Origin of the sequence: Heliorestis acidaminivorans (genome assembly GCF_008933955.1) — a bacterium.
In the GTDB taxonomy this organism is placed as follows: domain Bacteria; phylum Bacillota; class Desulfitobacteriia; order Heliobacteriales; family Heliobacteriaceae; genus Heliorestis; species Heliorestis acidaminivorans.
The window spans coordinates 270,293-283,972 of record NZ_WBXO01000001.1; the positions used below are offsets into that span (position 1 = coordinate 270,293).

Sequence of the window (13,680 nt, forward strand, 5' to 3'; positions counted from 1 at the left end):
AGACATTGAGCTTAATAAGGCTTTTGTCTGATTGTACTATTGGATTTTGCGTTTTACTTCTTCGAAGATAAAAGCTTCGATAATGTCGTTTTCTCTGAGATCGTTAAATCTATCGATACCTACACCACATTCAAAGCCCTCGTTAACTTCTTTGGCATCATCCTTGAATCTTTTTAGGGAGTCAAGTTTGCCTTCGTGAATGACGATGCCGTCACGAATGACTCGAACTTCAGCGTTTCTGGCAATTTTTCCTTCAAGCACATAGCATCCTGCAATAGTGCCTGCTTTGGGAACTTTGAAAGTTGCTCTTACTTCTGCACGGCCTAGAACAACTTCTCTCTGCTCAGGATCTAGTAGGCCTGACATAGCTGCTTTTACATCTTCTATGGCATCATAGATAACTCGGTAGAGTCTAGTATCTACTTGTTGAGCTTCTGCTGCTTTTCTGGTGTTGCTGTCAGGTCGAACGTTAAATCCAATGATGATTGCATTAGAAGCTGCTGCTAACATAACGTCTGTTTCTTTGATCGCACCGACGCCATCATGAACACATTTGACTCGCACTTCGTCTGTTGATAGTTTTTCAAGGGCGCCGCGTATGGCTTCTACAGATCCTTGAACATCTGCTTTTACTATGAGGTTCAAGTCTTTGACTTGACCTTCCTGAATTTGTTTAAAGAGATCATCTAAGGAAACTTTTGCTGTTCTTCTATGATCCTCTTCTCGCCGCTTAGCCATGCGCTCGGCAATGACTTGCTTAAATAATTTTTCATCATCAACAGCTGCAAAAGTATCGCCTGCTTGAGGTACATCAGAAAGACCAAGTACTTCGACAGGCATAGATGGACCTGCCTTTTTGACTCTGCGACCCCGATCATCTATCATAGCCCGTACTTTTCCGCTCGATGTACCTGCAGTTATGGCATCGCCTACGTTGAGTGTTCCACGCTCTACTAGTACAGTAGCTACAGGACCCCGTCCTTTATCAAGCTTAGCCTCGATGACTGTACCATGAGCTGTGCGGTTGGGGTTTGCTTTTAGGTCTTGTACTTCTGCAACTATCAGTACCATTTCTAGAAGTTGTTCTAAATTATGACCTGTCTTCGCAGAAACGGGTACAGCAATAGTGTCTCCGCCCCACTCTTCCACTACGAGACCATGTTCTGTTAATTCTTGCTTAACTCGATCTGGTGTAGCGTCTGGTTTATCAATCTTGTTGATGGCTACTATGATTGGAACTTCTGCCGCTTTGGCATGGTTGATAGCTTCAATTGTTTGAGGCATTACGCCATCATCAGCTGCAACAACAAGGATTGCTATATCCGTAACTTTTGCACCACGGGCACGCATGGCTGTAAATGCTTCGTGGCCTGGCGTATCAAGAAAAGTAATCTTTTTACCTTGTACCTCTACCTGATAAGCTCCGATATGCTGAGTTATACCACCTGCTTCTGATGCAATAACATCAGTATGGCGAATGCTATCGAGTAATGAAGTCTTTCCGTGGTCGACGTGTCCCATGACAGTTACTACAGGAGGACGAACAATCATGTCCTCTTCAATATCTTCTGCGTCTTCAGCCAATAGTTCTTCAGCTGAAAAAGATTTCTTAACATCTACAGTAATATCCCATTCAGAAGCAAGTACCATTGCTGTGTCAGAGTCGATCTCTTGGTTGATTGTAGCTAATACGCCTAATTGCATCAACTTTTTGATCAATTCATTAACAGGTATTCCCATGGCTTGGGATAGTTCAGAGACCGTTACACTTTCGTCGATGACAATATGTTTAGGTCGTTCTGCAATTTGTTGCTCTCGTTGCAAAATCTTGTTTTTCCCTTTGCCTCTGGGATGTAATAATTTTGCACCTGGCTTGTCATCGTAGCGATGGTCTTTATCTTTTGGTGCTTGCTTATTGTTGGCATGTCTTTGTCTGCCGTCTTTCTTTGGTGGTTCTACAATATCTGGTGGTTTGGGAATGGCTGACTTAGGAATCGGTCTGGGACCGCCAACGCCAGGGCCTCCTGGTTTACGTCCTTGGCCAGGTCTTCCACCACCAGGGCCACCGGAGCCGCCTGGTCTAGGACCACTAGGTCTTCCAGCACCAGGGCCTCCTGGTCTGGGGCCTGCTCCTGCTGGACGAGGTCCTCCAGCAAAGCCGCCTTGACCGCCTGGTCTAGGGCCTGCTCCTGCTGGACGAGGTCCTCCAGCAAAGCCACCTTGACCGCCTGGTCTAGGGCCTGCTCCTGCTGGACGAGGTCCTCCTGGAAAACCACCTTGACCGCCTGGTCTAGGGCCTGCACCTGCTGGACGGGGTCCGCCAGCAAAACCGCCTTGACCTCCTGGTCTGGGGCCTGATCCCGCTGGACGGGGTCCGCCTGGTCCACCTTGACCAGCTGGTCTGGGTCCTGCTCCTGCTGGACGAGGTCCACCAGCAAAACCGCCTTGACCTCCTGGTCTGGGGCCTGCTCCCATTGGTCTTTGTCCTGTAGGTCTTTGGCCCTCTTGTCTGATGCCCTCTTGTCTAGGTGCCTGGTCTTGACGTCTACCTTCATTGCGTGGACGAGCAGATCGCTGATCCCCTGTTGGTCCCGAACGTGGGGGACGACCTTCTTGAGCATTTCTCTCCTGATCTTCTTTAATGCCATTATGCTCTCTATGGTCAATATTGCTTCTTGGCTGATTTGCTTTCTTGACATGTGGCAAAACTTTTTTGATATCTTCATCTTCAATGGTACACATATGGTTTTTTACTTCAACACCCATGTTGTTAAAGGTAGAGATAAGTGTTTTGCTCTCTACACCCCATTCTCGGGCTAGTTCAAAAACTCTTTTTTTGACCATTCTGTCACCTCCGAATTTTTTTGCTATTAGTTAGCTAACGTTTGTTCAATGGCTTTTGCAAATCCCTCATCTAGGATTGCTACCATGGTTCGAGGAGATTGCCCTAGTGCTGTTCCTAAAGCTATTTTTGTGCCAAACCGTACTGTTTTGACGCCTATATCTTGACACCATTGTTCGTACTTTTCACTACTATGCTCTGATCCGTCTTCCGACAAAATAAGCAGCAAGACTTTACCTTTTTTGAGGTTTGCTTCTACGGCTGTTTCTCCGGAAGCGACTTTTTTTGCTCTACGGGCAAAACCTAGCAAGGCATAAAATTTTGCTGAATCCATCAAACATCTCCTAGCTGAGCCTTTAGTTGTTCGATAACATCTGGGGTAATTGCTTGCTTAAGAGCTTTTTCCAGTCGTTTCGCTTTGATAGCCTTGTTGAGACAATCCTGAGAAACACAAAGGTAGGCACCTCGACCCGATTTCTTACCAGTTGGATCGAAAAGAATTTCTCCTTCCGGCGTACGAACAACTCGAATTAAGGCTTTTTTATCTTTCGTTTCTCCACAACCTACACATATTCGTTGAGGAATTTTCTTCGTTCGAACCATTGCTATTCCTCCGCATTAGTACAGTTTAGCTTTTTTGATCATCCTCTACTGTGTAATCCTCACTGTGAACATCATTTTCGTCATATTGCTCTTCTGCGACGTCCTCGTATTCTGCTTGTTCTAAGTCTTCATAGCTCTCTTCATAGTCATAGTTCTCATCATAAGTTTCGTCATAGTTGTCCTGTGGTTCTTCAGTGCCTTGTTCATAGTCATAATCATCGTAGATGTAATCTTCATATTCTCCTTGACCTTCATATGTTGCAGGCAAAATTTGTAGCGTTTTGGCTTGACTTTCACTTTTGATATCAATTTTCCATCCCGTAAGCTTTGCCGCTAATCTGGCATTTTGCCCTTCTTTACCTATGGCCAATGAGAGCTGATAATCTGGAACAATGACACGAGCGACTTTTTCTTCTTCTATAATATCAACAGAGATTACTTTCGCTGGACTAAGTGCATTAGCCACAAATCTAGCTGGATCTTCGTTCCATTTTACGATGTCTATTTTTTCGCCACGAAGTTCTGTTACGATGGCTTGCACTCTCATTCCTTTCGGTCCTACGCAGGCACCAACAGGATCAACATTTTCATCTCTGGAGTAGACTGCTATTTTGGATCGTGCACCAGCTTCTCTCGAGGCGGCTTTCAGTTCTACTGTACCATCATGAATCTCTGGCACTTCTAATTCGAAGAGTCTTTTTAATAGTCCGGGGTGTGTTCTAGAGATCATGACTTGAGGGCCTTTAGTGGTTTTTTTCACTTCGACAATATATGCTTTTATCCGTTCTCCATGACGATACGATTCGCCTTGCATTTGCTCAGAAGGTGCTAACAAAGCTTCCACTCGACCTAAATCAACATAGATATTTTTGTTTTCCATACGTTGGACAATACCTGTAACTATATCTCCTTCACGATTGGAAAACTCTTCATAAATCATGCCGCGCTCAGCTTCACGAATTCGTTGTACTACGACTTGTTTTGCTGTTTGTGCGGCTATACGACCAAAATTCCTCGGTGTTTCCTCAAACTCGATAATATCTTCTAGTTGATATCGACGATCTATTTGCTTGGCTTCTTCTAGTGAAATTTCTAATCGTGAATCGTTTGTTTTTTCGACTACCGTTTTTCGAGAGTATACCTTAAACTCTCCAGAGGCTCTATCGATGTGAACCCGAACGTTTTGTAATGAACCAAAGTTTTTTTTGTAAGCTGATATGAGTGCCGCCTCTATTGCTTCAATTAAAATCTCTTTAGATATATTTTTTTCCCGTTCGAGGTCTTGAAGCGCCTCTAGAAATTCGACGTTCATCGCTATGACCTCCTAGATTAATTTTTTTATTTTTAGAAGTTAACATGTAAGCGAACTGATGAAACTTTGTTTACTGGTAATGCTTTTTCTTGATTATCTACAAGAATGGTAATATCTTCCTTGGTTCTCGTGACAAGTTGGCCTATATGCTCTTTGCTACCATCTATAGGGGCAAAAGTTGTGATTCGAATCGTTTCACCCTTGAATCGCTCAAAATCACTTGCTTTTTTTAATGGTCTTTCGATACCAGGTGAAGATACTTCCATCAAATAGGAATGGGCGATTGGGTCTTCACGATCAAGCATTTCGTCAATTTTTCGACTCAGATTCTGACAATCATCAAGTTCAATGCCTTGCTCTTTATCAATATATACTCGTAGATACCATTGTCCGCCTTCTTTAACCCATTCTACGTCTACGAGTTCTAAACCAAGTTCCTGAGCAATCGGTTCTGCCCATAGAGCGACCTTTTCCTCAATGCGCTCTTTCACAGACTTACGCCTCCTTAGTCCCAAAAAAAGAAAGTTTTGCTAGTCTTCAATCATAATTTTTAGTTTTTCCTTATCTAAATAGTGACATACCTGATGCGTCACATTTATAGACAAATGGAAAGAGTGGGTTAGGCACCCACTCTACTAGAAAAATCAATAAATCAACAGTGTCAATCGGGGGAAATCAGGTCATCAATCTGTTGCTCTTCTAAAGTATGGAGAAGCAACACAAAGCAAAAATAGTATAACACACCGTTATTGCCAGCGCAATACCTGACTATCCATAGTAAGGTATTGCGCTCCTGTATAGTTTGTTAAGATTCAGTTACTTCTGTCCTTTTCTTAGTTGGAAAAGCAATGTAAAAAGTTGTTCCCTTCTCGTTGCTCTCAAATGACATAACTGCGTTATGACGCTTTACTATACTCTGACAAACAGCAAGGCCTAAGCCAGTACCTTGATCTTTAGTTGTAAAAAAGGGTGTGCCAATTTTTTTGGTATGATCTTCTTCGATACCTTTTCCTTCATCTTGTACAGCTAATATTATCTGATCTTTCTCAGAATAGGTAAAGATCTGAAGAGTTCCACCATTATCCATGGCTTCTAGGCCATTGCGCGTAATGTTTAGAATTAGCTGACGTATTTCTTTCTCATCAAGAAGTAATTCGGGGATTTCTTGCAAGTCCATAACGATATCTTTTTGTGCTAGCGTAGCATTAGCCCGAATCAAAGGATAAAGGTATTGTAATATTTGATTTAGATTATGTTCTTTACGATTCTCTGCTCTATGCTTAGCTAGTGATAAAAATTCTGTGATAATTTCATTAGCTCGATCTAATTCGTCAATCATAATATTAAATTTTTCTTTGTTGATTGATTGTTCTTCCTTGTGACTAAGAACTTGTAAATATCCGCGCACAATCATCATGGGATTGCGAATCTCGTGTCCAATGCCGGCCGCCATCTGGGCAACGAGATTTAGGCGATCTAATTCGGCAATTTCTTTTTCAAACTTTTTAAGTTCTGTAATGTCATTAGCAGCAGTTACATAACAAAGTTTGCCGTTTAATTCAATAATCTCTATAGAAAGTAACCAGTTTCTTAATTCTCCTGATTTGATGTATATGTTTTTCTCAATATTCCTAGCTAAAGAAGGAGCATTGTGTATGATTTGTAAGTTAACGTCGTCTTTATTCCAAAGGTTGATTTCTTCTGGACTTTTCCATAGTACTTCTTCTCTCGTAAATCCTGTAACTTCTAGGAAGCTGTCGTTAACTTCCGTGAATTTGCAATTATCTATTTCGTTAATTGCCATTGGGTTAGGATTGGCATGAAAGACTTTGGAGAAAAGTGCTTCTGAGAGATGAAGCTTACGAAGTGTTTCTTTTTGTTCCGTTATATCACGACCAGCAATGTAGATGAGCCCTTCTTCTAAAACAGGTACTGCGTTCCAGTTAATCCAACGATAATTATTTATGCTTGAACTAATACGCATTTCTTGGTTAGATATGGCTGAACCTCTCTTGATTTGCTCAAAGACATCTAAAAAGCTTTGTATATCTTCGGGGTGAATAAATGATTGTAGGGGTTTTTCAGAGATGTCTTTATAGTTGAGAAGAACAGTTTTTGCGAAAGCGTCGTTCCATCTTTTTACTTGCTGATTAAAATCAATGATACAAAGTATATCTAGTGATAAGGCAAAAAAGCGAGCCAGCTCTTTTTCAGCTTTTATTCTCTCGATAACTTCCTGAGCTAATTGACGATTAGCAGTTTTGATCTCATCACTATGAGCACTCATTTTTTCTAATAAGGGACGTAACTCAGGTAGGTTTTGTTGAAGAAGCAAGACTTCATCTGATTGGGTTGTTGCCGCTAAGCTGAAGCTTTCGATCTCACTCTTTAATCTTCGGAAAATATGCCAAGCTAATAATATGGAAATTGCTGCGATAAACATTTGGATAAAAGCAACTTCTGCTGTTCGCAAATTAACGATGCCGTGAAATCTATTTTTGTTAATGCCAGCCCAACTATAGCCTATTAGTTGATCATCGTAATAAACGGGCTGCATTACATACATAGAAGGATCGCCTTTCCAAGAAAAGGACTGGTGCGCTTGATTGAAATTGTATCCTTCTTTACTCAGCTTTTCTTCGATTATTTCTATGATATCTTGGTTGGGCACATAATATCTCAAACTAAAATAGTTAACAGGATAGATATGATCGATTATTTGTATATTTAGTTTCATCTCTTCTTCATGATTAATTAATTGACCTGTTTCTTTGTAATAAAAAGCAACTGTTACACCAGGATTTTTTTTGGCTAATTCAGCTAAATAAGATGTGATATTTTTTTTGAGCTCTTCTTCATAGTCTCTTGGTGTTATTGTGGTATTAATATCTCCATACGTAAGAGCGATATGATTACCCATGTTGTATGTAAGATCTCTCAATGTTTGACTTCGTTCATAACGTTCCTTTTTGATAAAACCAAGATGTATAATGCCTGTCATGCCAATGGTATAAAGAAGTAGTAGAAATATTATCGAAAAATATACTCTTTTAGTGAGGGGGAGAGGAAAAGCTTTTTGCCATATCTTTTTTACTCTTATCATGTCTCAATCTTCTCCCTCAATCTTACTATAAAGAAAGCCTCTCTTTATTAGTAACGCATAAAGAGCAGGCTTTGAGTTATTATTAGTGACTGTTATTTCTTTTTTCTGTTCTTCCACATAGTTGCTTCATTGTTTATTATAACATTTACTACTAAAAAGAGATAGAGATGTTTCTAATGCTCTTGTTAGAAAAGGCATATCTGATTAGTCTCTGATAAACCATCTAAAGCACCATGGTTTTGCAAAACCTCAATTACTGTTTTGCTAACTCTAGCCCGCACTCGAATGTCTTCAATAGATGTAAAGGGAGCTTCTTCTCGAGCGGCCATGATGTTTTGCGCTGCTGAATCACCAAGACCAGCTAAGCCTGCAAAAGGTGGTAAGAGACCTGTAGGTTCAATGATAAAACGTGTAGCATGAGAACGCTGCAAATTTACTTTCTGCATTCCAATGCCTCGTTCGTACATTTCTAAGGCTATTTCTAAAATTGTCATTAAGTTTTTCTCTTTTTGCGATGCATCATGGCCTTTTCTTTCAATTTCTTCTATTTTCATGCGTACTGGATGAAGACCGTTGCAAATAATGTCGCCATCAAATTCATCAGCACGAACAGTGAAAAAGGAGGCATAGAAGGCTTCCGGATAATAGACTTTAAAGTAAGCTATACGAAAGGCCATGGTAACATAAGCAACAGCATGGGCTTTGGGAAACATGTATTTGATTTTTTGGCAAGACTGAATATACCACTCTGGTACTTGATGCTGACGCATCAGCTCTTCATCTTCAGGTTTTACTCCTTTGCCTTTGCGAACACTTTCCATAATAGAAAATGCCTTTTTGGGTGGTAATCCTTGATATAGTAAGTAAACCATAATGTCATCCCGTGTTGAGATAGCTTCGTTCACTTGACAAGTACCACTTTTGATTAAGTCTTGAGCATTATTAAGCCATACGTCTGTACCATGAGAAAAACCGGAGATACGCACTAGTTCGGAGAAGGATTTTGGTTTTGTGTCTTCAAGCATTTGTCGTACGAATTTGGTTCCAAACTCAGGAATGCCATATGTCCCTACGGTAGAACGAATTTGCTCTGCTTTTACTCCTAAAGCTTCTGTGTTAGAAAAAAGGGACATGGTTCTCGGTTCATCAAGAGGAATCCTTCGCGCATCAATACCTGTTAAGTCTTCTAGCATTTTGATTACTGTCGGATCGTCATGGCCTAGAATATCAAGTTTCACTAATCGACTAGAAATAGAGTGGTAATCAAAATGTGTTGTGATAGTCTCAGATTTTACGTCATCTGCTGGTCGCTGTAAGGGTGTAAAATCGTGTATTTCTGCATTGCGTGGTACAACCATTAAACCACCAGGGTGCTGCCCTGTCGTTCTCTTAACACCAGTACACCCACTGACTAGACGCTCAACTTCTGCATTGCGGTATTGCATTTTTTTATCTTCTAGATAGTTTTTTACAAAGCCGAATGCTGTTCTTTCTGCTAGTGTAGAAATGGTGCCTGCTCGGTAAACATATTCTCGACCAAAAAGTTCTTCCGTAAATTTGTGAGCTCGTGGTTGATATTCACCTGAAAAGTTCAGATCAATATCAGGTACTTTATCGCCTTCGAAGCCTAAAAAAGTTTCGAAAGGGATGTCATGGCCATCTTTTTCTAAATTTTCACCACAGTGTGGACATATTTTATCGGGCAAGTCAGCTCCACAGCTAATAGAACCATCGGTGAAAAACTCTGAGTGTTTACAAGATTTACATCGATAATGAGGTGGCAAAGGATTTACTTCTGTAATTCCTGTAAAAGTGGCAACTAAAGACGAGCCAACAGAGCCACGAGAGCCCACAAGATAGCCATCGTCATTAGATTTTTTGACCAGCTTTTGAGAGATCAGATATAAGACGGCAAAGCCGTTAGAGATGATGGAGTTTAGCTCTTTGTCAACTCTTTTGCGTACTACTTCTGGCAAAGGCTCACCATAAAGCTCGGCGGCACAAGATTCTGTCATCTGACGAATCTGATCTTCTGCACCATCAATAATGGGTGGATAAAAATCATCGGGAATTGGTTTAATGCTTTCTATTTCTTCTGCAATGATGGCAGGGTTGGTAATGACAACTTCATTAGCTTTATCTGGCCCTAGGTAGGAGAATTCTTCCAACATCTCTTCTGTCGTTCGGAAATACAAGGGTGCTTGATCGTCTGCATCTTCAAAACCTTTACCAGCCATTAAAATACGGCGATAGTATTCATCGATTGGATCTAGAAAATGGACATCACAAGTTGCAACTACCTTCTTACTATTTTTTTGGGCCAATTCTACGATCTGGCTGTTAATGTTCCGTAACTCTTGTTCTGATTGTACTAGACCTTTGCGTAACAAAAACAAATTATTACCTAATGGTTGAATTTCTAGATAGTCATAGAAGTTGACGATTTCTTGAATTTTTTCTTCTGGTGCTTTTTCTAACAAAGCTTGATACAGTTCTCCTGCTTCACAGGCGCTACCAATGATCAAGCCTTCTCTATGTTCTTGAAGTATCTTACGTGGAATTCTAGGGCGTCGATGGAAGTATTCTAGATGAGCTTTGGTAATCAGTTGATATAGGTTTTTTAATCCCTTCATATTGCGAACTAGGATAATGATGTGATAGGACTTTACTTTTGCTCCACTTGGCGGTACTTCATCAATTAAGTATCCTTCCACACCGTATATTACTTTTATGTTATGTTTCTTACCTGCATCTGCCGCTTCAGGAAAAGCCTGCACTACTCCATGGTCTGTAATTGCAATAGCTTTATGACCCCAGGAAGCGGCACGACTAATCAGTTCTTTGGCAGAAAGAACGGCATCCATGGAACTCATTTTGGTATGGGCATGGAGTTCTACTCTTTTTACTGGTGCTTCATCTTTGCGTGTTATCGGTTCTTCCGCTAGATTAATATCTCTTGCTAGGAGCACTAATTCTTGTTGATATTTATCTAGTTGAACTGCACCTCGCACTTTGACCCAGCAATGATTTTTCAGTTGTCCACTGGCTAAAAGATCTTCTTTTTCTCCCTCAAATACTTTGACTGTTATTGTATCAGTCATATCAGTTACGTTAAAAGTAATAAGTCGTCTTCCTGACTTTAGTTCTCTTGTATCTAAGCCAAAAAGACGCCCTTGAATGATTATGGATCGTTCTTCATCTTCTATATCTCGAATAGGGTAAAAGGTCCCGTTGTAATCGATTTTTTTGCCATAAATCTCTTGGTTTGTTGTTCTGTTTTTACCTATCTCTTCTTTATCTTTCTTTTCTTCTTGTACTGCTATGACTTTACAAGCTTCTGATAGCAGTCTTTGCTCTTCTTCTTCTCTATTTTGGAGATAGTTTTCGTCGTATTGTGGTTCTACTTCTTCAAGATAAATTGTTATAGCTAGACCAAAGACTTGTTTTGCCTGTTCTGCTAAGGTTTCTAAACAACGTCGATTTTTAAGCAGTTCTGCTTTCGTTCGCTCTACCATAAAGATAATCTTTTGCTCTTCTACCTTCCCTTTTAGGGCTTGTAATGTGGAGCGAAGTAGCGGCTGATCTGCCGTAGATAAGTGTATCCAACAATGTAAGTATGATTCTAGTAATTTCTCAGGATAATCTAGTGGGCACTCTATGTGAATAAAAAGATTGTGATAATCAGGAAAGCAATTTGCGACTTTTTCTTTTAAATAAATAAATTCTTCTTCTTGCCAGGGTTGCCAGGCTTGTAGATAGAGATGTATTTCTTGTCTAGTACTGTCTATCTGTAATCGCTCTAAATGTAAATTCTTACCCTGGGCAAGGGCCTGTCTTGTCGTTATAACTGTACAAGGTTTGGCCAATGCCTTGTCCCTCCTTCTATGAACCCATTGCTGAAACTGGATAAACCATTCTTTTGATATCTTCTGCTACCATATGTGCAGCTTCTACTTTATTCAGTCTTTTAGCACATTCCTGAAGGTATGAAAGCTCATTTTTGTTTTTGATAAGCTCAATAGTTAATGTTGTTAGTTCTTCTAAAGTTGATGCTCCCCTTGCTACACCTTTCTCTAGCAAAAATTGATAATTCCTTTCTTCATGTCCCGGCAGGGGCGAAAGAAGAAGTTGCGGCAAGTTTAGAGCTATTGCTTCTGACGAAGAAAGACCTCCTGGTTTTGTTAGCAATAAATCAGAAGCGGCCATGATATAGGCAATTTTGTCTGTATATCCATAAACAGTAAGTTGGGAATCGCCTATTTTTCTTAATCTTTCTTCTAAACTTTTGTTTTTTCCTGCTATGACCACAATCTGCCATTCTTCTAGTTTTGAAAGCTTTATTTGATCAAAAAGTCTTTTTACCCATACTTCTAAAGGACCTAGACCTAAGCTTCCACCCATAATTAAGATGCGATGACTAGCTGAAGAGAGCTTGGCTATTTTTTCAGCTTCTACTCGACTAAGTGAGCCTGCAAAGGAAAAATCTTCATGAATCGGTATTCCCGTTACAGAAGCTTTACTTCTTTCTTCACCTAATTCAACTAGCTCGTTAATCATTTCTTCTGCGGCTACATAATAACGGTCGCAATTAGAATAAGTCCAAAAAGGGTGAACAGAAAAGTCTGTTAGAACACCTGCTGTTTTCGCATTTAGACAACCTTCTTCTTTGAGCACTGATAAGACTCCGAGAGGAAAAGGATGGGTACAAATGACTACTTTAGGTTTTTTATCATCTATTAATCTACTTAGTCCCGGTCCTAAATATTTGTAGAGTGAATGTTTAACAAAGTTTTTACTCAAGGTGCTTACTTTAGGCTTTGATGATGTATCATAAAGTGTTCGATAAAGTCCTGGTGTCCAATGAAGCATGTTCATGTAACTACCAATAGTAAAGCGAAAGACCCATGAAGGTCCACAGGTGAAAAGGTCTTCTGTTTGGCTTTGCAAGCCTTTCTTCCTAAGAGCCAAAGCTAGGGCTTGAGCGGCTCTTTTGTGGCCTGCACCTGCTTCGACTGATAGTATCAAAACGTCTGTTGAATTCATCCAAATTCTCCTGCTAAGGTCTTCTGCAATTTGTTTATAATCATGCCATTATTGTTCTTGCCATGTCAACAAATTGACTTTAAAAAAGCCCGCAAAGATAATCTTTACGGGCTTTTTTCCTGATTACAGTTGCAAAATTATTACTTTACCCATTTGGCAATTTCCCAATACATTTTCATGCGTTCTTTAAATCCTTTTACTAATCCGAGTTTTTCTTCTTTCATAAGATGGGTTAGATCGGGAAGTAATACTTCTATTATTCGTAATGAAGTAGAGTTTCTAAAATGTTGCGTAAGTGCTGCTTCTACACCGTATCGACTAGCTTCTAACTCAGAAACATTCAAAAAAATACTTTTTAACACAGCTCGTTGTCCTGACAAATAAGGTGTGATTAATTGGGCAAAGTCGGTAGCCAATCTTCCTTTTTCGAAAACACCAACGGTCATTTCAGCGTTGCCATCAAGAATTGGTTCTACGAGGCTTTGTATGTGCTCTTTTCTTAGGCCAATTAGATCGGCATCGAGAAAAAGAAGTATCTCATACTTTGCTTCTTGCACACCAGCTTTCATGGCTCCACCTTTACCAATGTTTTCAGGTAGTTCTAAGACTTTTGCGCCAGCTTGGTGAGCTACTGTTGTGGTATTATCCATAGAACCATCGCTGACCACAATAATGTCCTGGTTATAGGGAGAAGTATTGACTACTTGAACAACTTCTGTAATCGTACGTTCTTCATTATAGGCCGGTATGATGACAGAAACAGACACTAATGCCCCA

General features: G+C 40.2%; 9 protein-coding genes. All 9 read right to left on the bottom strand.

Features of this window, described 5'->3' with window-relative positions:
• Positions 1–36 precede the first annotated feature (36 nt).
• Complete coding sequence (infB, locus tag F9B85_RS01290) at positions 37–2,844, bottom strand: translation initiation factor IF-2 (protein WP_151617798.1); 2,808 nt, start codon at positions 2,842–2,844, stop codon at positions 37–39.
• A 26-nt stretch (positions 2,845–2,870) separates the two neighbouring features.
• Entirely contained in the window at positions 2,871–3,176 is a 306-nt protein-coding gene (locus F9B85_RS01295; protein ID WP_151617799.1) for a L7Ae/L30e/S12e/Gadd45 family ribosomal protein, read from the bottom strand.
• On the bottom strand, positions 3,176–3,445 hold the full coding sequence (rnpM, locus tag F9B85_RS01300) for an RNase P modulator RnpM (RefSeq protein ID WP_151617800.1): 270 nt from the start codon (positions 3,443–3,445) through the stop codon (positions 3,176–3,178). The genes F9B85_RS01295 and rnpM overlap by 1 nt, the downstream gene beginning before the upstream one ends.
• Positions 3,446–3,470: 25 nt before the next feature.
• Positions 3,471–4,757, bottom strand: coding sequence for a transcription termination factor NusA (gene nusA / locus F9B85_RS01305; RefSeq protein WP_151617801.1), 1,287 nt, complete (start codon positions 4,755–4,757; stop codon positions 3,471–3,473).
• Positions 4,758–4,789: 32 nt separating this feature from the next.
• Positions 4,790–5,248 carry a ribosome maturation factor RimP gene (locus F9B85_RS01310; protein WP_151617802.1) on the bottom strand — a complete coding sequence of 153 codons (459 nt, stop codon included), beginning with the start codon at positions 5,246–5,248 and terminating at the stop codon, positions 4,790–4,792.
• A 314-nt stretch (positions 5,249–5,562) separates the two neighbouring features.
• Positions 5,563–7,860 (bottom strand): PAS domain-containing sensor histidine kinase, encoded by a 2,298-nt coding sequence (locus F9B85_RS01315; protein ID WP_151617803.1) that lies wholly within the window; start codon positions 7,858–7,860, stop codon positions 5,563–5,565.
• Between the two features lie 185 nt (positions 7,861–8,045).
• Complete coding sequence (locus tag F9B85_RS01320; RefSeq protein WP_243138025.1) at positions 8,046–11,726, bottom strand: PolC-type DNA polymerase III; 3,681 nt, start codon at positions 11,724–11,726, stop codon at positions 8,046–8,048.
• A gap of 16 nt (positions 11,727–11,742) precedes the next feature.
• Positions 11,743–12,903, bottom strand: coding sequence for an MGDG synthase family glycosyltransferase (locus tag F9B85_RS01325; protein WP_151617805.1), 1,161 nt, complete (start codon positions 12,901–12,903; stop codon positions 11,743–11,745).
• 140 nt (positions 12,904–13,043) lie between these two features.
• The gene (locus F9B85_RS01330) at positions 13,044–13,670 is read right to left on the bottom strand and encodes a glycosyltransferase family 2 protein (RefSeq protein ID WP_151617806.1); all 627 of its coding nucleotides are present in this window, start codon (positions 13,668–13,670) and stop codon (positions 13,044–13,046) included.
• Positions 13,671–13,680: the final 10 nt, after the last annotated feature.

What these genes read in the sequence shown, in the direction of transcription:
- nusA (WP_151617801.1), bottom strand. Translation starts at nt 4,757, where the DNA reads ATGAACGTCGAATTTCTAGAGGCGCTTCAAGACCTCGAACGGGAAAAA.
- infB (WP_151617798.1), bottom strand. Translation starts at nt 2,844, where the DNA reads ATGGTCAAAAAAAGAGTTTTTGAACTAGCCCGAGAATGGGGTGTAGAG.
- F9B85_RS01325 (WP_151617805.1), bottom strand. Translation starts at nt 12,903, where the DNA reads ATGAATTCAACAGACGTTTTGATACTATCAGTCGAAGCAGGTGCAGGC.
- rnpM (WP_151617800.1), bottom strand. Translation starts at nt 3,445, where the DNA reads ATGGTTCGAACGAAGAAAATTCCTCAACGAATATGTGTAGGTTGTGGA.
- F9B85_RS01295 (WP_151617799.1), bottom strand. Translation starts at nt 3,176, where the DNA reads ATGGATTCAGCAAAATTTTATGCCTTGCTAGGTTTTGCCCGTAGAGCA.
- F9B85_RS01315 (WP_151617803.1), bottom strand. Translation starts at nt 7,860, where the DNA reads ATGATAAGAGTAAAAAAGATATGGCAAAAAGCTTTTCCTCTCCCCCTC.